The organism is Chryseobacterium hilariae, assembly GCF_051400735.1.
Taxonomy (GTDB): Bacteria; Bacteroidota; Bacteroidia; order Flavobacteriales; family Weeksellaceae; genus Chryseobacterium.
Genome location: NZ_JBLFFJ010000001.1, coordinates 762,929 through 783,872 on the forward strand (window position 1 = coordinate 762,929; position 20,944 = coordinate 783,872).

General features: G+C 37.1%; 21 protein-coding genes. 6 read left to right on the forward strand and 15 right to left on the reverse strand.

Annotation, left to right across the window (positions count from 1 at the left end; all coding sequences use genetic code 11):
- Positions 1-4 precede the first annotated feature (4 nt).
- Positions 5-1,363, forward strand: a complete 1,359-nt coding sequence (locus ACMGDK_RS03665; RefSeq protein WP_436806673.1) for a M20/M25/M40 family metallo-hydrolase — start codon at positions 5-7, stop codon at positions 1,361-1,363.
- 745 nt (positions 1,364-2,108) lie between these two features.
- Positions 2,109-2,372, forward strand: a complete 264-nt coding sequence (locus ACMGDK_RS03670) for a hypothetical protein (RefSeq protein ID WP_436806674.1) — start codon at positions 2,109-2,111, stop codon at positions 2,370-2,372.
- A 207-nt stretch (positions 2,373-2,579) separates the two neighbouring features.
- Here the strand turns inward: ACMGDK_RS03670 and ACMGDK_RS03675 are convergent, their stop codons facing one another.
- From ACMGDK_RS03675 to ACMGDK_RS03695, 5 genes are all read right to left on the reverse strand, one after another.
- The gene (locus ACMGDK_RS03675; RefSeq protein ID WP_436806675.1) at positions 2,580-3,752 is read right to left on the reverse strand and encodes a retropepsin-like aspartic protease; all 1,173 of its coding nucleotides are present in this window, start codon (positions 3,750-3,752) and stop codon (positions 2,580-2,582) included.
- A 139-nt stretch (positions 3,753-3,891) separates the two neighbouring features.
- Positions 3,892-4,932: a peptidylprolyl isomerase gene (locus ACMGDK_RS03680; protein WP_436807248.1), complete on the reverse strand. Its 1,041-nt coding sequence runs from the start codon at positions 4,930-4,932 to the stop codon at positions 3,892-3,894.
- An 81-nt stretch (positions 4,933-5,013) separates the two neighbouring features.
- Positions 5,014-5,526 carry an FKBP-type peptidyl-prolyl cis-trans isomerase gene (locus tag ACMGDK_RS03685; RefSeq protein ID WP_436806676.1) on the reverse strand — a complete coding sequence of 171 codons (513 nt, stop codon included), beginning with the start codon at positions 5,524-5,526 and terminating at the stop codon, positions 5,014-5,016.
- Between the two features lie 398 nt (positions 5,527-5,924).
- Positions 5,925-7,202 (reverse strand): spondin domain-containing protein, encoded by a 1,278-nt coding sequence (locus ACMGDK_RS03690; RefSeq protein WP_436806677.1) that lies wholly within the window; start codon positions 7,200-7,202, stop codon positions 5,925-5,927.
- A gap of 104 nt (positions 7,203-7,306) precedes the next feature.
- The gene (locus ACMGDK_RS03695) at positions 7,307-8,380 is read right to left on the reverse strand and encodes a branched-chain amino acid aminotransferase (protein ID WP_116014692.1); all 1,074 of its coding nucleotides are present in this window, start codon (positions 8,378-8,380) and stop codon (positions 7,307-7,309) included.
- Positions 8,381-8,465: 85 nt separating this feature from the next.
- Between ACMGDK_RS03695 and mnmC2 the strand changes: the two genes are divergently transcribed.
- Together mnmC2 and ACMGDK_RS03705 are read left to right on the forward strand one after the other, a co-directional pair.
- Positions 8,466-9,164, forward strand: coding sequence for a tRNA (5-methylaminomethyl-2-thiouridine)(34)-methyltransferase MnmC2 (gene mnmC2, locus ACMGDK_RS03700; protein WP_436806678.1), 699 nt, complete (start codon positions 8,466-8,468; stop codon positions 9,162-9,164).
- A gap of 97 nt (positions 9,165-9,261) precedes the next feature.
- Positions 9,262-9,678: an NUDIX domain-containing protein gene (locus ACMGDK_RS03705; RefSeq protein WP_436806679.1), complete on the forward strand. Its 417-nt coding sequence runs from the start codon at positions 9,262-9,264 to the stop codon at positions 9,676-9,678.
- A gap of 53 nt (positions 9,679-9,731) precedes the next feature.
- Here ACMGDK_RS03705 and ACMGDK_RS03710 read toward each other — a convergent pair whose 3' ends face one another.
- Positions 9,732-10,436 (reverse strand): DUF4294 domain-containing protein, encoded by a 705-nt coding sequence (locus ACMGDK_RS03710; protein ID WP_436806680.1) that lies wholly within the window; start codon positions 10,434-10,436, stop codon positions 9,732-9,734.
- A 51-nt stretch (positions 10,437-10,487) separates the two neighbouring features.
- Here ACMGDK_RS03710 and chrP point away from each other — a divergent pair, with 51 nt between their 5' ends.
- Both chrP and rpe read left to right on the forward strand, forming a co-directional pair.
- Positions 10,488-11,561 (forward strand): chryseobasin maturation metalloprotease ChrP, encoded by a 1,074-nt coding sequence (chrP, locus tag ACMGDK_RS03715; RefSeq protein WP_436806681.1) that lies wholly within the window; start codon positions 10,488-10,490, stop codon positions 11,559-11,561.
- A 327-nt stretch (positions 11,562-11,888) separates the two neighbouring features.
- Entirely contained in the window at positions 11,889-12,539 is a 651-nt protein-coding gene (gene rpe, locus ACMGDK_RS03720; protein ID WP_436806682.1) for a ribulose-phosphate 3-epimerase, read from the forward strand.
- Between the two features lie 325 nt (positions 12,540-12,864).
- Here the strand turns inward: rpe and ACMGDK_RS03725 are convergent, their stop codons facing one another.
- From ACMGDK_RS03725 to ACMGDK_RS03765, 9 genes are all read right to left on the reverse strand, one after another.
- Positions 12,865-13,107, reverse strand: a complete 243-nt coding sequence (locus tag ACMGDK_RS03725; RefSeq protein ID WP_436806683.1) for an anthrone oxygenase family protein — start codon at positions 13,105-13,107, stop codon at positions 12,865-12,867.
- Positions 13,083-13,361, reverse strand: coding sequence for an anthrone oxygenase family protein (locus ACMGDK_RS03730; RefSeq protein WP_436806684.1), 279 nt, complete (start codon positions 13,359-13,361; stop codon positions 13,083-13,085). The genes ACMGDK_RS03725 and ACMGDK_RS03730 overlap by 25 nt, the downstream gene beginning before the upstream one ends.
- Positions 13,362-13,618: 257 nt before the next feature.
- Positions 13,619-14,035: a nucleoside-diphosphate kinase gene (locus ACMGDK_RS03735; RefSeq protein ID WP_436806685.1), complete on the reverse strand. Its 417-nt coding sequence runs from the start codon at positions 14,033-14,035 to the stop codon at positions 13,619-13,621.
- 592 nt (positions 14,036-14,627) lie between these two features.
- Entirely contained in the window at positions 14,628-15,554 is a 927-nt protein-coding gene (rsgA, locus tag ACMGDK_RS03740; protein WP_436806686.1) for a ribosome small subunit-dependent GTPase A, read from the reverse strand.
- A gap of 182 nt (positions 15,555-15,736) precedes the next feature.
- Complete coding sequence (locus tag ACMGDK_RS03745) at positions 15,737-16,816, reverse strand: chorismate mutase (protein WP_436806687.1); 1,080 nt, start codon at positions 16,814-16,816, stop codon at positions 15,737-15,739.
- Between the two features lie 433 nt (positions 16,817-17,249).
- Positions 17,250-17,585: a DUF8439 domain-containing protein gene (locus tag ACMGDK_RS03750; RefSeq protein WP_116014759.1), complete on the reverse strand. Its 336-nt coding sequence runs from the start codon at positions 17,583-17,585 to the stop codon at positions 17,250-17,252.
- Positions 17,586-17,857: 272 nt separating this feature from the next.
- Complete coding sequence (gene dnaX / locus ACMGDK_RS03755; RefSeq protein WP_111952930.1) at positions 17,858-18,943, reverse strand: DNA polymerase III subunit gamma/tau; 1,086 nt, start codon at positions 18,941-18,943, stop codon at positions 17,858-17,860.
- Between the two features lie 97 nt (positions 18,944-19,040).
- The gene (locus ACMGDK_RS03760; RefSeq protein WP_436806688.1) at positions 19,041-19,673 is read right to left on the reverse strand and encodes a TetR/AcrR family transcriptional regulator; all 633 of its coding nucleotides are present in this window, start codon (positions 19,671-19,673) and stop codon (positions 19,041-19,043) included.
- A 6-nt stretch (positions 19,674-19,679) separates the two neighbouring features.
- Positions 19,680-20,936: an aminotransferase class I/II-fold pyridoxal phosphate-dependent enzyme gene (locus tag ACMGDK_RS03765; RefSeq protein WP_436806689.1), complete on the reverse strand. Its 1,257-nt coding sequence runs from the start codon at positions 20,934-20,936 to the stop codon at positions 19,680-19,682.
- Positions 20,937-20,944: the final 8 nt, after the last annotated feature.

The window sequence follows — 20,944 nt, forward strand, 5'->3', positions numbered from 1 at the left end:
AATTATGAAAAAGATAATCGGAACTTCACTATTCTTCTTAGGAATGGCTGCTTTTGGCCAATCTAAGGAAGATTCTATACAGTTCAGTAAGATTTCCGCTGAAATACTGAACAATGGCAAAAGCTATACGGAATTAAGGGATTTAACCAAAAATATAGGTCACCGCCTCAGCGGTTCGGAAGCTTACGAAAAATCTGTAAAATGGGCGGAACAAAAGCTTCGTGATGCAGGAGCAGATAAGGTATGGCTTCAGGAAGTAATGGTTCCGGTATGGACCAGGGGAAAGGAATCCCTGCAGATTAAAACAGCAGGCGGAAAATGGAAAAACATAAAGATGCTTTCTCTTGGGAATTCCGAAGGAACCGGAGGAAAGGATGTTTCCGGTGAAATCATTATCGTGAAATCCATGGAGGAATATGAAAAGCTTTCTGCAGATCAAGTAAAGGATAAGATCGTATTCTTTAACTACCCTTTCAGTCAGTCTTTTGTAGAAACATTTAGAGGTTATGGTGATGCCGCAAAATACAGGGTAACCGCAGCTTCGTTAACAGCTAAAAAAGGTGGGAAATTTGCAATCGTCAGATCCCTGTCTTCAGCTTTTGACGATATTCCACATACAGGAGCCATGCGTTATGAGGATAAAGTTTCAAAAATCCCGGCCATAGCTATCGGAACAACAACAGCAGACGAGCTTGAAGCTCTTTTAAAAACGCAGAAAATTACTGCAAAACTGAATTCCAACTGCGGCATGAAAGGCGAAAAGCTCTCTCACTCTGTCATTGGTGAAATTACCGGCAAAAAGGACCAAAGCGTAATCGTAGTGGGAGGACATCTTGATTCCTGGGATGTAGGTGAAGGAGCTCACGATGATGGTGCCGGAATTGTACAGAGTATTGAAGTATTGAGAACATTTAAGAAATTAGGAATTAAAAATAATCATACCATCAGGGTGATTTGTTTCGCTAATGAAGAAAACGGACTCAAGGGCGGTATTCAATATGGAAAAACTGTTAAGGAAAAGAATGAAAAGCACCTTTTTGCCATAGAATCCGATGCAGGTGGCTTTGCACCAAGAGGAATCGCTCTGGAAATGGATAATGAAAAGAGAAACCAGATCAAAAGCTGGACTAGTTTATTCATTCCATACGGAGTTTATAATTTTGAAGGAAAATATTCAGGAGCAGATATATCGCCACTTCATGACATGGGAGTTCCTACAGCGGAGCTTGTACCGGATTCTCAAAGGTATTTTGACATCCATCACACGGAAGAGGATACATTCGATAAGGTGAACAGAAGAGAGCTTCTGTTGGGTGCTACAACTTTGACACAGATCATCTATATGATTGATAAAAACTGGTAATCTCATCAACAAGTTGGTTCTGATGAGGGTATTCTTCTTTCCTGGAATCAACTTGCTGATTTTCTATATACATCTCCCGCAGATTACCCTACACAGATTTTCACATATAAATATTTGATTTTCTTAAACTTAAGTGAACTTTTTCAGCTCTAAGCTTCACTCAGAAATGACAAAAGCTTTAAAAAACTTTTGTGACTTTTGTGGTAAAAATAATTCCTTGAATTAACTCTTTCCGTTTTTCAGATTTCGTTGTTAACCATATACAAACTTAAACCTACTTAGCTATAAAAACAAGTAGAAGAATTCACTTTGGCATGAAATTCGCAAGCTAAATCATTGAAAAAAAATTATTTAAAACACAGACGATGAGAAAAGGTTTCCATGGGACGTTCAGTTTCCATTGAGCCAGATAAAGGATTTTCATATTTTAGATATGATCCTTTTTCTTTAGATACCGTATGCATCGGAAAAGATAATCCTCTTATCAATTCCATTTACGATGATGATTGTGTACGGTGTCATAAAGGCTCATGAATTCCTTCCGGGATTCAATACTGTTTTTTAATTAAAACTTTTCTGGGCAGCTTAAAGCATACCCTGATGTAAAACAATCAAACGGCCATAAGATCATAACCTTAGCCAAGTTTAACTATGATCCGTGTGCTATTTAATTTATATCGGAAATGATTCCGGACCGTTCTATGGAAGAACGGAAAACAGATGTATAACCCTTAAAAAGTGATTAATGATGAGAGACTTTTTTGAAATGATTTTTAAGAGAAATGAAGATGCCGCAAAAATGAATATCTGGAGCCTGATGCTCCTGTTAAGTTTTGCTGTTTTTTCTGTGCTGGTGTATTGTATATATGCCTCAAAACCTGATTTTAACAGCTTAATCGTATACCTTACCGCATTTGTGGCATACCTCGGCTTTGGAATTGTATTTATCAGCTCCCTTGCAGGGAAAATGAATTCTTCCAACGCAAGAAAGAAATCAAGACACCCATAACTTTAATTTCTACTTTACTAGAAAGCCGTTCAAGATATTGAATGGCTTTTTCTTTATTAAAATTACTTTAAATAAAAACCTATAATCAGCTGTTATTCAAAGTCTATAGGATTAATAGTAAAAAATAAAAGTTCTTACACTGAAACAGTATCTATACACTTCCTGTTCTCAAACTCTAAAAACCCTAAAACTCTCCAACACTCAAATTTAGACCCCTACTTTCAAAAACTCTTTTCTATCCAGCTTCACCTGCATTTCCTTTCCGTCTCTCCTGATTTTAAGATCAATTGAATTCTGCCCGTTTTCTACTCTATTAAGAAAATAATGACAGGCACTTTCTTTGTTAAGGTTATCCAGATTAATGTTATTGATGCTGATAATAGCATCTCCCACTTTCAATGGAAAATTTTCTTCCTGAAATACAAAGGCCACTGTTGGCTTTGCCTCTATAAAACGGTATCCGAAGCCGAAAGACTCCAACCTGGCAGGCTCATTTTTAATCCGTTTCATGTAGATCTTGTTTCCGGACCAGTCGAGGATGAATACAAAATTTTTAAAGAAATCATTCCCGATCAGATTTGCACCTCCAGTGGCAATTATTTCATTAAAAAAGCTTTTATTTCCCAATGACAGAGCTGCAGTTCTGAAAATATATCCCGGTGCAGGCTTTCCGGCCCCATAAGCTCCGACAGAGCTCGTTCCATAGACTTCTATACTCTTTAATGCTTTTTGAAGATCATATGCGTTGTCTGTGATCTTCAGTCTCCCTGAAAATCCGGTATCGAAGGTAAGATCTATTTTTTTACCCTGAAGGTCGGTTTCTACAACAGGCGTTTTTTGTGTTCTGGGCGTGAAAGGAATTACAATATCATAATCTGCAGGATTAAACTGTGCAAGATCTCTTGAAGCTTCGAGTGAGTTTTCTGCATAATTGATTTTCCAGAAAAGCTTTGCCATTTGATTGGCTCCAAGAATTCCGTCGATTTTGAAGCAGCTGAGCTCCGAAATACTGAAATCCATCACTACAGCTCCTATATCTTTGAAAACAGCTTTATCAACGGTCATTTCCGGCAGAATCGTAAAGATCTGTTCCTGTTTGTTTTTCTGCGAATCCTTTACATTACTTTTATGTTTTTTCTCCAGCCCAAGCTCAGTGTACACTGCTGTAGAGATCACTGTTGGTGCACCGGTATCAAAAAGAAAATTATAGGGTTTCCCGTTGATGCTTACCTGTACAAAAGGCAGATCATTAACATATTTAAGATTGATCTTTTCTACTGGATTCTGCAACTGCACTTCCCCGCTTTTGAAGAATTTCTTACCCTGGGCGGAAATGGTGGTTGTGGAGAGAATAAAAAGAGTGTAGAAGATTTTTTTCATGTGAATATTTTACACGAAAATAAGGAAATTACACTAAACTAAAATATATCTTTCTTATCCTTACTATATATAATTTTAATCTCTGGCAACAAAAAAAGCCATCCTAACGGACGGCTTTCAAAATATCTTAAATTTTTAATTACTGTACTTTCACAAGCTCAACATCGAAGATCAACCATGCATTTGGCGGGATAACACCTCCTGCTCCTCTTTCTCCGTAAGCCATTGCCGGCGGGATTAATAATGTAGCAGTTTCGCCTTCTTTAAGCAACAGGATACCTTCATCCCATCCTTTGATTACTCTTCCCATTCCGATTGGAATTTCGATAGGCTCGTTTCTTTTAAATGAAGAATCGAATTCTGTACCGTCGATTAATTTACCTGCATAATGTACGGATACATTGTCACCGGCTTTAGGAGCTTTTCCAGCTGCAGCTGTTTTAGTGATTTTGTAATATAATCCGGATTCAGTTTTCTGCATTCCAGCTTTAAGGTCTTCAACCATTTTCTCCTGGTTAGCTTTGAATTCCTCTTCTTTTTTCTTTCTGTCAGCTTCTTCCTTAGCGATATAAGCTTTGTTGTTTTCTGCGATCTTAGCTTTACCTTCTGTGAAAGTTTTTGCTGCATCGTAGTTTTTGTATTCGTCACCTTTGCTGAAAACAGAAACTTTTTCTAAAACAATATCTGTCTTAGGCTTGTCCTGAGCTCCTTTTTCTACGTTAGCGATCGCATCGATTACATCGTTACCTTTAACCACTTTTCCGAAGATCGTGTGTCTTCCGTCTAGCCACGGGGTTGCCACTTCAGTGATGAAGAACTGAGAACCATTCGTATTAGGTCCGGAATTCGCCATAGAAAGGATTCCTTTTCCTGTATGCTTAAGGTCGTTTTTCTCATCTTCGAATTTATATCCAGGATCTCCCATTCCTGTTCCCTGAGGATCGCCTCCCTGGATCATGAAATCTTTAATCACTCTGTGGAAAATAGTTCCGTCATAATAAGGAACTCCTTTCGCCTTAGCTTTGTTGTCTATTTTCCCTTCTGCAAGACCAATAAAATTGGCTACAGTTACCGGTGCTTTTTTGTCTTCGAACTGCACGATCAGGTTTCCTTTAGAAGTCTGAAGATTTGCATAAAGTCCGTTGGTAAGACCTTCGTAAGTTTCTTTGTCTACGTTCATTTTTTTATAGATTGGGGTACAACTCATCAGCGAAATACTTGCCGCTGCCAGAATTATATTCTTGTTAAACAATTTCATTATTTATAGAGCTTTTAATTTTATGATTAATGGTATATCGTTGTCTATATTCTTTTCGTCTCCAAAAGTTCCGTAGGCCAGTGAAGAAGGTACCAAAAGCGTTACTTCCTCTCCATCATGCATAAAACGCAAAGCATTCTCTACTGCTTTCAGTTCATCAAAATGCCCGAATCTGGCATCTCTTCTTTCAAAAGGTTTGTCGTAGATCTTGGTTTCATCAAAATCATACAAATCATAAGAATAAGAGATCGGTGTATTATCCGCTCTTTTTTCTCTCTGATCAAAACCTTCAACAGTCACCCAATAATTAAGTTGTGTAGGGTAATACTTCACAGGCTGGCCAGCAATCCAATCCTGAATCTGGCCCCGCTCTATAGTATTCAGATTCCTCATCCTTTCCTTCGAAACATCCAGGTCTTTTCGGCTCAACACTCCGCCTACGGGAGGATGCGCCGTGGGTGCATTCCGGTTACAGCTTAACAGGCTTACTGCTGATATGAAGAGTAATTTTTTCATAAACTTTTGCGAAAATACGCATTTCGGGGAAATATTGTTCAATAGGTTTTAAAAAATTTGACAGATAATTCGTGAAGTATTTCTGGTGAATGGTGTGATAGGATATTTAAAGATTTAAAAATTCAAAGATTCAAGGATTTTGAAAATAAGTTCTATGAAATTTTGTGCAATCTCAAAAACCTGTGAAAATTATTTCCTCTTGCAGATTATGCAACCTTTTTTACTAGTAGAAGTTTTGAACTATTAAGATTTTTAAGCTTTAAGAACATTTGATCTTCTTTTTAACCTTCTTTATCCTTAATAATGGTTTAATTTCTTGTGGGATCTGTAAAACCATATAAAAACAAACAATCACCCCGTAAAATGAGGTGATTTGTTATTATACTGATAATCAAATATTATTGAATTGTCACTTTAATCATTTGTGGAAGTGACGGAAGTGTGTTGAACTGGTTCGGGTTGGCAAGCTGCTGTACCGGCTGGCTTTCAGCCTCAGCCGGCTCCGACCCTATATGAGCGCCCGGAAAAGAGCTTTGTAAGGTTCCACTGTCAAACAGTCCCATTATCGAAGAGATATCGCCGCGCGTTGAGCCATCTACCCCATTATTCATGGCCGAAATAAACCAGTCATTGGACTGTCCGTACATTGTTGCCAATGCAATACGGTCTCCTTTACGTGCAGATATTACCTGTGAAGCCTTGCCACCGTTATTTCCGTTTATTCTAGGTAGTAAAACACCTGTAGCCGGATCTTTAAGGACGAATACTTCTTTTATTCCGGGTTTGGCTTTAAGAAAAGCTGCCAAAACATCAGCATTACCCTGCTGAGAAAGCTCCTTCAAACCTTCTCCACGGTCATTCTCCCCGGTTTTAAAGATAGGATTATCGTTACCGCTGTATACTACGACCAGTACCGGTGAAAATGCAGAATTAGGGCCTGTGATACCCGTTAGATATTGTTCAAGAGGTGTTGTTTTCCCTAATTCAGCAAGATCTGTCAATCCATTGGCCGACAGCTTTCCTGGTGAAAAAATAGGATCTTCTTTCAAAAGTGTTGTCCCTGAAATATGGGAAACAGCCCAGACTCCGGCACTTATTGGCGTTTCATTGGCTGTACCGCCTGAAGTATTAGTTAATTTCAAAGTAAATTTGGTTCCTCCCTCATGAGTCAATTCCGCTTTCAGCAATTGTGAAGCAGGTGTTGCCAATGCAATCTCAGCAATATTCTGTTGAGGGGACTCTGCTGAGCCAGGATGAGTAACACCAGGACCTGTAGGTTCATTTTTACGTGTCCCGTTATCCCAAAGCTTGATCTGTGAAGAAACATTTCCTGTTACCGGATCTCCGTTATCCTGATACAGTTTTACGCCCGGGTTAGCCGGTGCAAAAAATAAATCATTACTGTTTCCGTACATGGCTGCAAAACTTACAGCCTGTCCTTTGCCTGCATAAAATGTAAAAGAAGCTGATTCTCCGGGATTAATGACAGGCGATGATCCCGCATTCTGAAAAGTCCCGAACTGTGTAAGTGCCTTACTTTCAATTATATTTTCTACAGTTATTGTGGCTGCATCGTTTACTATTGGCTCTGCATCATCGCTGCTGCATGAAGAAACAGCTAAGACACCAATTATAGAAAGCAGCCCCACAGGTAATTTAAGCTTTACGAATTGCATAGTATTCTAAATTTTGTGAAAAATTACCAATAATTGGCGAGAAAATAAAAAAACCGGCAGAAATTTATTCTGCCGGTCTATTATTAAATCAAATAATGTTGAAATTAAACTGTTTCCAGAACGTCTTTTTCAACCATAACTCTCCATCCGAAAGGATCTTCGCTAAGGTTGTTCTGAAGATCTGTAAGATCCTTTTTAAGAATAGCTGCAAAGCTTTCCTCATCTGACAATTTAGGAAGCTCAAGTTTTGTGCCTTCATATCCTAAAGCCTGGAATACGGTAGTTACAACAGCTGTTCCCACTCCCCAAACTTCTTTCAGAGTTCCGTTCTTTTGAGCTTCTACAACCGTTTTCACAGCAACAGGCTCTATTTTCACCTCAATTCCTCTCTTCTTCGCAAGCTGAATGAAGCTGTCTCTTGTTACCCCGTCAAGGATTTTTTCAGAAGTAGGAGGTGTATAAATTGTATCGTTAATTCTTACAAATACGTTCATTGTTCCACTTTCTTCAAAGTATTCGTGAGTGGCATCATCGGTCCAGATGATCTGCTCATACCCTTCTTCGATAGCAAGCTGTGTAGGATAGAAAGAAGCTGCATAATTCCCTGCTGCTTTAGCAGAACCCACTCCTCCGTTAGCTGCTCTTGAATAATGATCTGAAATCTTTACGGAAACCGGTTCTGAATAATAGCTTTTCGCTGGTGTCGCAACGATTGCGAACATATATTTATTAGAAACTCTTGCTTTCAGAGCTTCCTCTGTAGCAAAAATCAATGGTCTGATATATAATGACATGCCTTCGCCCTGCGGAATCCAGTTTCTGTCGATATCTACTAATGCCTTCAATCCGTCTAAAAACATTTCTTCAGTCACTTCAGGCATTGCCAGACGTTTTGCTGATTTATTGATACGTTCAAAATTCTTTTCTGGCCTGAAAAGGAAAACCTGCCCGTCTTTGTCTTTATAAGCTTTCATACCTTCAAAACAAGCTTGCCCGTAGTTTACACCCATCATGGCTGGCGTAAATGGTATTGGACCATAAGGAACCAATTTTACATCACCCCATTTTCCATTTTCATACTCACATATAACCATATGGTCGATAAAAGTATTTCCAAATGAAAAATTATTCGGATCAAAGTCCGAAAGTCTGGAGTTTTCAGTTTTTTGAATTATCATTTTTTAAAATTTTTACGATGTTCTACAAATTTAACATAATTTTCTAAATATAAAAATTTTAGAGTAAATTTGACAAAAAAATAGCTTGAAAAGAGAAATTAAGACCACAAACGACGGAAGTAAAACATTGTTTATCAATGATTTAAATGAAAACTACCATTCTCATCACGGAGCACTTCAGGAAGCAGAACATGTGTTTATCAAAAATGGACTAAATCAGTTAAACGATTGCGAAATTAATATTTTAGAACTCGGTTTTGGAACAGGTTTGAATGTTTTGGTGACAATTAATGAATATTTAAAAACTGACAAAAATCATGTCATCAATTATTTTTCCCTTGAAAAATATCCGATAAATGAATCCGAAATGAATGACCTTGCCTATTTTGAGCATTTTGATAACCCGGAATTCAAAAATATTTATCAAAAAATTCATCAGGCAGAATGGGAAAAACCATCTGAAATCATTAAAGGATTTAACCTGAAAAAGATCGAATGCGACTTTTTTGACGTGAAAGACATAGACTTACCTAAAATCAACCTGGTTTATTATGATTGCTTCGGTGCAAGAGTACAGCCGGATCTGTGGGAAAAACCACTGTTTGAAATGGTTTCCGACAAAATGTCCGTTAACGGATTGTTAACAACCTATTCTTCCAAAGGAAGCGTAAGAAGGATTCTTCAGGAACTGAATTTTAAAGTGGAGAAAAAGCAGGGTCCTCCGGGAAAGAGAGAAATGATTAATGCGGTAAAGATGGAAAGTGAGGAAAACAGAGAAAATTAGAAAAGGAAAGAAACAGATTGCATAAGGACCAATTTGCAAATGGGTTTATTGGCTCTTTCTACTAAATTCCTTATTTTAGCTATACAAAATATTATATATGATTGATAAGATCAACATTAGGGTGTATGCGTGCGCAGTAAAGGATAAAAAAGTACTGACCCTGTTTGAAGAATATGCAGGTGAACAATTAATGAAATTTCCGGGAGGAGGCCTGGAATTTGGTGAAGGGCTTATAGAATGTCTTCACCGCGAATTTGATGAAGAGCTGAATGTAAAAATTGAAGTTGTGGAACACTTTTATACCCAGGAAGATTTCCTGGTTTCACGTTTCAGAGAAAATGAGCAGCTGCTTACCATCTATTATATAGTAAACATTACGACAGAGGAAGATTTCCTGATTCTTGATCCATGCATTGAAAAGACAGAGTGGATCGATATCGACAGGCCGGATAATCCCTTCCCGCTTCCGATAGATCAAATTGTATTCGATAAATTAAAAGAAAAATTCCTGTAAATAATTACAGGAATTTTATATTTCAGAATCTGTTCAGATTTATATTTTAGATTTTATTTTCTGACCTTAAAATCGGAAGCACCGGGATAAGGCTGTAAATAGCCTGAATTCCAGTTAGACTGAAGCAGGGATTCTATAAACTCGTCTGTTCTGTTCTTGTGTGGATTGTATTGGTCTTTCAGATCTATGTCTGCCATCTTGCCCTTTACATTCCACCAGAAAGCACTCCATCCGCCTCTCATCTCTTTAATGATTTCATAAACATTTTTCCCGGTTGCTCTGTTCATCAACTTGGCAAAAACCTGCCCTTCTGTTGTTGTAAGATCTCTCAGCTGCTTTTCATATTGATCTGCAAGTATATTCTGTCTTTCTTTTATGAATTTCCTTTTGGCTTTGCTGTCCATATCTGTCATATCTGCCTGGATGCCTCTGTACTGCTCAAGTGCCGTGACAAATAACGGATAAACCCTGTTCAGTTTTTTGTTAAGGAAATAATAGTAATTTTTATCCAGCTGATTATTAAACCGCGGTTTATTAACTAGAACCAGCTCATCCAGCACTACCACAGGCTCGCCGTTAATTTCATAAATCTTGACCTTTTGACGTTCGTCATAATAGTACTTATTCCCGAACTCATCAGTTTTTAGAGATTCAGCAGGATATTGGTTGAGAGGTTTTGCAACGATAGAATCCTTCTGACCAAAAATACTGACTCCAAAAAAGAAGATAAAAAGACAGACAATCTTACTAAAATTCATTATTTTTACACTTATAATAACAAAAATTACCCGCAAAAATCATTCCCTTTTATGAAGTTTGAAAAGAAATCTTTGAAATTTTTAGAAAAATACTTAAACACTTCTTCACCAACAGGTTACGAACACAGAGGCCAGGAAATCTGGATGGATTACATCAGGCCGTATGTAGATAAAATAGAAGTAGATCATTATGGAACATGCTATGGGATAATCAATCCCGATGCTGAATTTAAAGTAGTGATTGAAGCCCATGCTGATGAGATCTCATGGTATGTGAATTACATTACGGATGACGGATTGATCTACGTGATCAGAAACGGAGGCTCAGATCAAACGATAGCCCCATCAAAAGTAGTCCATATTCATGGTGAAAAAGGAATTGTAAGAGGTGTATTCGGATGGCCTGCAATCCATACAAGAAGCAACCAGAATGAACCCACCCCGAAAATTGAGAATATCTTCATCGATTGCGGTGCTATTACCAAGAAAGAAGTTGAGGAAATGGGAATTTATGTGGGATGCATGATCACTTACCCGGATGAATTCTTTGAAATGAACGACAGATATTTTGTCTGCAGAGCATTAGATAACAGAATCGGAGGCTTTATGATCGCCGAAGTGGCAAGGCTTTTAAAAGAGAACAAAAAAGCAATTCCTTTCGGGCTGTATATCACAAACTCCGTACAGGAAGAAGTAGGACTTTACGGTGCAGATATGATCGCTGATACCATTAAACCTAATATCGCCATTGTAACAGATGTTACCCACGATACCACAACTCCTATGATCGAAAAGAAAAAAGAGGGCGACCAGAAATGTGGTGACGGACCTGTTGTTTTCTTTGCCCCAAGCATCCATCATACCATCAGAGAATTGATCATTAATACAGCAAAAGTTAAAAAAATTCCTTTCCAGAGAGCTGCATCAAGCAGAGCAACAGGAACAGATACAGATGCCTTTGCCCATTCTAACGGTGGGGTGCCAAGTGCATTAATTTCCTTACCTTTGCGCTACATGCATACAACAGTAGAAATGGTGTCTAAAGAAGATGTAGGTAATGTAATCCAGCTGATCTATGAAACCCTTCTGAAGATCAAGCCGGAAATGAAATTAAAGTATCACTAAAATGAGCTTGATTTCTGACTTATTGAAAAAACCGACATTCCTCTCCATTGTGAGCATTATATTGTTTGGATTGATCATTCCATTAATTATATACCAAGTATTCACAGTACATTCAAGTGGAAGTTTGGGAATAACAATAGAAGTAATTTTCTTGCTTATTATCTTTGCTTTACTTGTCATTGACAGATTTTTAGTTAAGCAGTTTGATAATATAAAATTATCTGTCATTGAAGTGGTTTTGACAATTATTTTTTTGACTTATTATTATTACACGCATGATCAATCATTTTCAATAGGATAATATAAAGTAAAGTATAAAAAGTAAAAATGAAAACAAAGCTTATTGCTCCTTCCCTTTTATCCGCAGACTTCGGGAATCTGCAAAGAGACATTGAAATGCTGAACAACTCCCAGGCAGACTGGTTCCACATTGATGTGATGGACGGGAGATTTGTTCCCAACATTTCATTTGGCTTCCCTGTGATGAAAACTGTGCAGCAGCATGCCAAAAAATTTGTAGATGTCCATTTGATGATCGTGGAACCTGAAAAGTATGTGGATGAATTCATCAATCATGGTGCAGACCTTATTTCCGTACATTATGAGGCATGTACACACCTTCACAGAACCATTCATCACATCCAGAGCAGAGGGGCAAAGGCAGGGGTTGTTTTAAATCCTTCCACTCCGGTATTAATGCTTGAAGATATCATTGCCGATGTGGATCTTGTGCTTTTAATGAGTGTAAATCCTGGATTCGGAGGCCAGAAATTCATTGAAAATACATACAAAAAGATTGCGGAGACTAAAGATCTTATCCTGAGCAATAACTCCACTGCACTTATCGAAATTGACGGCGGAGTCAATCTTGATAATGCTTCAAAGCTTTTCGAAGCCGGAGCAGATGTTCTTGTAGCAGGAAATGCAGTTTTCTCTGCAGAAAGTCCGGAAGGAACAATTGAGTTGCTGAAGATCTAATCCACTTCAGATTTTATCTCATATAAAAGGCAGCTTTATTGGCTGCCTTTCTTCTTTAAAGACTGATCTTTTCTTTTACATTGAGTAAAACATGAGTAAAATATTCTTTTGACGCAAGAGCCTAAAAAACAAAAGGCAGCCCTTGGGAGACTACCTTTCTACTTGCGGAATTTGAGCTTATGTGGTTATTAGTTTTTGTCGTAAGACTTTAAATGCTTAAGATTCCTTGTATTATTGCTGATGTAAATTTGCAAATAAAATCACATATAATGCATCCGTATAAATACTGAATTTTATCGTTAAGTATTTCTACACAATCAAGCAATTATCCATGCAGCTGCTTGTTCCAGATGCATGCGCAGATTACCAGGACAATACTTATTATTGAAAATACAGTTCTGATGTTATTCAAAAGATTCCATCTGTTTTCAAAGCTTTCCCGCATCTGTTTAACTGATTCTGCTGTTGAATTACTGATATCAAACTTATCCAGCATATCATTCAGAGGGACATTTCCGACAACGGTCACTCCAAAAACACCTATCAGATAAGCGGCAGTTGCCAGCAAAAGAAAAAGAAACCCCGGCTGCTCTCCCTGTACAGAAAAGCAGTTACCGGAAGAAGTATGGCAGTTCCCATAAAGCTCATAAAAAATACAGGGTTAAGAATTTCGCGGTTGATACTCTGCATGGACTTTAAATATTCCGTATCGGAAAGTTTCCCCAAGCCCAGAACTACAGAGCATGAATAGGCATAGAAAAGCCCGGCGATCAGAGCCGTAAGCACGGCCGTAATTAGTAAAAATACCGTTGTCATTTTCATATATTTTAATTTGTGATGTATTGCAAAAAACCTAATAAGGATTTCATTTATGATAATGTTAAAAATACAATTTATTAAAGAACTTTTCCGAGTTTAAGTTCCTATTTACTTAAGGTTTCGGATTTAATGATATTATCTGAAAAATCAGATCTTCTTTATTTACTACTGATAATCATTACAATCTGCTATTTCAGGACATTTTGGCATAAAAAAACCAGAGAAAATTCTCTGGTTTTATATTTTTGAGGTGGGTTTTCTTAGAAAATCTCTCTTCCTGAAAAATGGAATTGAGCTTCGATAAGAGCATTCTCGTCAGAATCTGAACCATGAACTGCATTTTCACCGATACTTCTTGCAAACATTTTTCTGATTGTTCCTTCCGCTGCATCAGCTGGATTTGTAGAACCAATCAATGTTCTGAAGTCTTCTACTGCATTTTCTTTTTCTAGAACAGCAGCTACGATAGGACCTGAACTCATGAATTCTACCAATTCACCATAAAATGGTCTTTCAGCATGTACTTCGTAGAATTTTTTAGCATCAGCAACTGTAAGTTGAGTTAATTTTAATGCTTTGATCTTAAAACCTCCTTCAGCGATCTTACCTAATATAGCACCGATATGTCCGTCTGCTACTGCGTCAGGCTTAATCATAGTGAATGTAATCTTAGACATAAATGTATATTTTTTTAATGCCGCAAAATTACAAAAAATATCTTTCAATTTTATTTTAATTTTTTTTTAACATAAAAATAACTTTTGTTAAGAAATGAGGCAAAAGTTTTGGCACAGTAATTGTTAATTCTATTACGATTCTCATGTTTAATTTGAGTTTTCATGGTTATTAGTTTTTACCCAGCTTCGGCTGGGTTTTTTATTTGCAAAAAAACCAAATTTATATTGCGAATTTAATAATTTAAAAAACTCATTAAAATCATATTAATACCTTATTGCTTCAATTTAAGTCAATAAGATAAAATTAATTTTTTGATATTTTTTATGACTACCATTAAACCAAATTTAAATTCTTCAAAATAGTCATAGTTGGCAAGAAAAATTAAGACGAAAAAGTAGAGTTATTCTAGAGCGAAGTCGTTTTTTTATTTCAAGAAAATAGTAATCAAAGAAAAAAATTCTGATAGTTGAAAAAATTGTAGATTATTATAATACTTAAGCTTTATGTCAAAGTATGTGATCTGGATTATTACAAAGGTTTATCTTATATTATAAAGATCCGGATTGCAGGAATGAAAAAACTGAGAAAATTTTATTTCTGGGAAGCTTCTTCAGCCTCTTCCATCAGTTTTACGTAGTTGGCATAGCGGGAATACTGGATTTCTCCGGTTTCAAGAGAAGAAAGAACGGCGCATTTCGGTTCATTAATATGAAGACAGTTATGGAATTTACATTCTTCCCTTTTTTTGAAGATCTCAGGGAAATAATGCTGTACTTCTTCTTTTTCAATATCAATCATAGCAAACTCACGTACACCGGGAGTATCAATAACGTTACCGCCAAAATCCCAAAAGTGCATCTGGGCAAAGGTTGTAGTATGTTTTCCTTTGAGATGAGAATCTGAAATTTCAGAAGTTTTTAAATTTAAACCGGGCTGTAATGCATTAACCAGCGTAGATTTGCCACATCCTGAATGCCCGAAAAATACGGAAGTTTTGTCTTTAAGAAGCTCCTGAAGCTGATCAAAATTGAGTTTGGAATAGGATGAAATTTCCAAAGTATCATAACCAATTTCCTGATAAAGAAATTCGATATCTTTTACAAGCTCTATTTCCTCTTCGTTCAGAACGTCAATTTTATTGAACAGGATCAATGGAGTTATATTATAGGCTTCACAGCATGCTAAAAAGCGGTCAAGGAATCCAAGTGAAGTTTCCGGATGCTTCAATGTAAAGATAAAACATGCCAGGTCTATATTGGAAGCAATAATATGGGCCTCTTTTGAAAGGTTGACAGATTTTCTGATCAGGTAATTGGTACGTGGCTCTATTTTAGTGATCCATGCAATATCATCCTGTTCTAGCTGAAATTCCACAAAATCTCCTACAGCAAGCGGATTGGTAAGTCTGGTCTTGATCAATTTGAATTTGCCGCGGATCCTGGCTTCGAAAATTTTGTCAGTTTCGAATTCCATAACCTGGTACCAGCTGCCTGTAGATTTAATGATTTTCCCTTTCATATGATAATTGGATACAAATATAAGGAATTAGGGATTAGGGTTCAGGATATACTTGAAAACATATCAAATAATTCTCTTCTGATCATGAAATTTCAAACCTCATTATTTATATATATAAAAGACTCTAGAAGTCTCTCCAACTATATCCTGAACCCTAATCCTTAAGTTCTAAACTTATCCAATTATCTATTAATCATGATACTATTCTGTACTTCAATAGATTCTTCGTGGATCGCTTTGAAAACCTTCTCGATAAATTCCTGAGACATTCCGGTTTCCCTTGCTTTCTGTGTAGCATATTCTGTGATCACCTTCCATCTTTCCGGCTGGAAGATCGCGATATCATTTTCCTTTTTAAGCTTACCTATCTTTTCAGAGATCTTCATTCTTTGGGAAAGAAGTTCGATTAATTGGAAGTCAAGATCAGAGATCAGTGTTCTGTGTCTTCCCATCTCATTATCGAAGCCTGCAATACCTGAATTTCTTACTTTTAAGTTCCCGATCAGTTCTGCCAGTACTTCAGGAGTAATCTGCTGTGAAGCATCACTCCAAGCTTCATCCGGATTGCAGTGGGTTTCAATAATTGCTCCCTGGTATCCTACGTTGAATGCTTCCTGTGTAATATCTGCAAGACCTGTTCTGTTTCCGCAGATGTGGGAAGGATCTATCAGCATTGGAATATTAGGAAACTGGCTTTTGAAATCAAGGGCAATCTGCCAGTTCGGATTATTTCTGTATTTTGTTTTCTGGTAGGTTGAAAATCCTCTGTGAATCACACCCAGATTTTTGATATCCTGTCCTAAAAGTCTCTCTAAAGCACCGATCCATAAAGCAAGATCCGGGTTTACAGGGTTTTTAACGAATACGGGTTTATCAGTTCCTCTTAAAGCCATTGCAATTTCCTGAACGGTAAAAGGGTTTACAGTAGAACGCGCACCAATCCAAAGAACATCAACATCCGCTTCTAAAGCTGCAAATACGTGGTGGGCGTTGGCTACTTCTGTAGCGGTCTTGAATCCATATTCCTCTTTTACTTTTTTCAGCCAGTTCAGGCCGATAACCCCTACTCCTTCAAAACCGTTCGGTTTGGTACGCGGCTTCCAGATTCCTGCACGGAAAATTGGCACCTGGGCATTGGTTTCTCTTATCCTTTTAGCAGTTTCAAGCATCTGAGCTTCACTTTCCGCACTGCATGGCCCTGCGATCATTAATGGCTGCGAAAGCTCATTGATCCACTCGTTTTTTACATCTTTTAAATTCATATTTTTAAATTTATTGTTTTTATTTTTCTTGAATTAACAGCAATAGTCCTTTGATTATAAAATTGATTTTTATAATTCTTTTCAAAAAATGCCGTTCAAAGTTTTTTAAAGGAATCAGGAAAATAAAAGGACTTTAATCCTCCTGTATTTTTTGGAAAGAAATTCAGTTAGCAGTACCAATAAAATCGATAATACGTTCTGAAATTTCTATAATAGAAAGCAGAAAAACTAAAATAACCGCTAAAGAAATCAGCGGGTACAAAATGAGACAGATATGGGATGAATAATTTTTCCACTTGGGGTCTGAAACTTCTGTTGTCTAGTTTTTTAAATCTAATTTGTTTTTGTCAAAAACTTATTTTTTGCAAAAATCTTTGACAAAGATATAAAAAAACTCAATCTAACAAAAAAAAACTGTGATAAATACAAAAATTTATGTCAGGTCAAATTTCATTAAATCATCAAGGTCTTTTAAAAGTGGATTTTTCTCAATAAACTTTTCAAAAATTTTTCTTTTGGTAACCACTTCAATTTTGAGGCTGTCAAAATCCCGCTGATAATCTATTTCAATAGCATGATTGTGAACCTTAGTTTTGAAATGATTGAAAAATTCTCCTGCGATCTTGTCGAATTCAACTTTGGCAGAATCTGAAGGGTACAGAACTTTAATGGTATTTTCTCCAGCCTTGATCAGTTTGAATGTTTTTACAGCGTTAAAGATAAAGCTGTTTCTTTTCTGAAGCTGTTTGAGCATAAGGTTCCATTCCATCTGCAGATCTGTTTCTGTAAAATGGTTCTGGGGAAGATGTTCTGTTTTTACGGCTACGGCTTCTTCTTTCTCTACCTTTTCTTCTTTATTGAGGAAAGAATTGATGCTGAAACCTGAAGAGATTCCCTGTCTTGATAAAGGTTTTGTTGTTTTTACAGTGACTTCCTGAACGGCTTCAAGCTGTTGAACAGGTTTTTCTGCTATGGGTTGTTTTTCGGGAGCTTTTACCGGGATGATTACTTCCTGCTTCTCACTGAGAAACGGAGCCAGTATTAAGAACTTTTTTTTTTAGTATCACCTAAATTGGCTGTCAGTGAAGACAGCTGCATCAGTGCAATTTCTACTGTAAGTCTTGGATTTTTGGAGTTCTTATAATTAATATCCGCGTGGTTACAGATCTCGACGGCGTCTATGAGCTGCTGGGCATTCCATTTCTGGCTTTGCTCTACGAATTTCACCTTAGTCCTCTCCCCGACTTCAATAAGTTCTATTGTTCTGGCATTCTGGGCCATCATGAGATCTCTGAAGTGGTTTCCTAACCCTGCAATGAAAATATGCGGATCGAAGCCTTTTTTTACAATTTCATTAAAAGCGAAAAGTGTTTCGGGAATTTTGTTTTCCTTCGCCAGATCTACTATATTGAGATACTGGTCATAATCAAGGATATTGAGTACTTCGGCAGCTTTGGCCAACGTAATGTTTTTCTGGGAAAATGTGGAGAGCCTGTCGAAGATAGAAAGTGCATCTCTTAAAGCGCCATCAGCTTTTTGGGCAATGAGATACAAGGCATCATCTTCATACTGGATATTTTCCTTTTGAGCGATGTTTCTCAAATGTCCCTGAATATCTTCAATGGTAATCCTTTTGAAGTCGTAAATCTGGCAACGCGATAAAATAGTAGGAATTATTTTATGCTTCTCTGTAGTCGCCAAAATAAAGATAGCGTGTGCCGGCGGCTCTTCGAGAGTTTTAAGGAAAGCATTAAACGCCGCAGAAGACAGCATGTGCACCTCATCAATAATATAGACTTTATATTTACCTACCTGAGGCGCAAAGCGGACCTGGTCTATCAGTTCCCTGATATCATCCACGGAATTGTTGGATGCCGCATCTAATTCATAGATGTTATAAGCAAAGCCGTCTTCTGAAACTGAACCATCCTTTTCATTGATCTTCCGGGCCAGGATTCTGGCACATGTAGTTTTACCTACACCCCTTGGACCGCAGAATAGTAAGGCCTGAGCCAGCTGATTTTCTCCAATAGCATGTTCCAGCGTATCCGTAATATGAGATTGCCCTACTACAGTGTCAAACTGCTGAGGGCGGTATTTTCTTGCAGATACGATAAAATTTTCCATTGGTCAAAAATAAGAAATATAGTTTTAATCTGAAAATTAAAAGTTTTCAAATTATCAACAAAAATTTATTTTCGGAAAATTGGAAAACTTTTAATCATTATTTTTTCATTTGGTAAGCAAATTCTATTATATCAACAATAGCTTTTTCTATTTCGGACCTTCCTGCATCTGTCTTCATATCCAGGCCACAAAATTCACTAGCATTATATGCAGGATAGAGGTTCAGATAATAAGCCCCTGAAACAATCAAAGCGATAATTGCTCTAAATCTTTGTGCATCTTCTCCGAAATAAGGATCTGTAACATTCCCGAATAAGTCTGCTCCTACAGCTTCTCTTTGCTCTACGAGTTTTCTAAGTATAGGCTTACTCTCAGAAAGCTCCCAGAGGATAATTTTTTGGAGTTCTTTGTTTTTCTTCAGGCTTTCAAACTGCATGAGAATTCCTTGGGTTAAAGCTTCTTTACCTTTGCCAATCTGGACTTCCTCTTCTATATTCGGGCTGAACTTGCTCCAATAATCCTGAGACTTAATATATTCGTCAATAAGTTTATCTGTACTACCGAAGTATTCATAGATAAGCTTCTTGTCAAAACCGGCTACTGCTGCAATCTTACTTACTTTCAGACCTGAATAACCTTTTACTCTGAGAATTTTACCAACTGCTGCGAGCAGTTTTTGTTTTGTTTTTTCTTTGTCCCTAATGGGACCTTGCACTACTTTTCTGGGCATAATTTATTATTTTTTTGCAATATGCAATTTTTTATTAATATCATCAAATACATTAAGTGTTTTGTCAAGATGCTCTTTTTCATGTCTTGCCGTCACACTCATTCTGATGCGCGCGTCCTTTCTTGCTACTGCGGGGTACATAATGGGGTTTGTGTACACTCCTTTTTCAATCAATATTCTGCCAATATCCCACATTTTATTCTGATCTCCAATTTTTACAGGAATAATTGCTGAACAGGTAATACCGGTATCCAAACCCAGATCGTCCAGACCTTTTTTGAAATAGTTGATATTATTCCAAAGTCTTTCTCTCCAGATCGGTTCTTCATCAATCAAATCTATGGCTTTAACAATTCCTGCTGAGGAAGGCGGTGCTGTTGCTGAGAAAATCTGTTGTCGAGACTGGAATTTAAGAAATGATGCTATTTTTTTATTGGTAATAACAAATCCTCCTAAATTGCCAAAGGTTTTGCTGAATGTGCCTGTGATGAAATCTACTTTATCCAGTAAACCAGCCTGCTCAAGGGTTCCTCTTCCAGTTTCTCCCAAAATCCCAACACCATGCACATCATCTACCATGACATAAGCATTATACTTTTTTGCCAAATCATATATCTCATTAATAAGTGAAGTGTCACCATCCTGAGAATATACTCCATCTACAACAACAAGTTTCGTACGGTACGTATTTTCAGATATCTTCAAAATGTGTTCCAAAGCTTCCAAATTATTGTGCGGAAATGTTTTTTTATTTGTAAAAGCACATCCTTCATGTACGCTGGCATGTACTGCCATGTCTAAAATAGCGATATCTTCTTTCTGCATCAGAATCTGCAAGGTAGCACTATTAGCAGTATATCCTGTAGTGAATATTACGGCTTCATCTTCATCTCTCCCAAAAAAACTTGCAATTTTTCTTTCTAAAGCATAATGATAATCAAAATACCCGCCAATAAGTGGTGTAGCTCCTGTTCCAGTTCCGTATTTGGCAATTCCTTCTATAGCTGCTTCCTTTACTTTCGGATGTTGGGTAAATCCCAGATAATCGCTGGAAACAAAACTTACATATTCCTTATTCTGGTTTGCAATATTTATATTTAATGTTGCATTGGTTCCAGTTGTATTCTTCAGTCTGTAATTCATGTGTCCTCTGGACTTCATATGATCCAGGAATTCATAAAAATAATCTGCTCTTTGAGCAATATCATAGTCAGGGATATTCTCAAAATCTTTAAATGTTGCTGTTGTAAAATCAATGGTCATCCTTAATG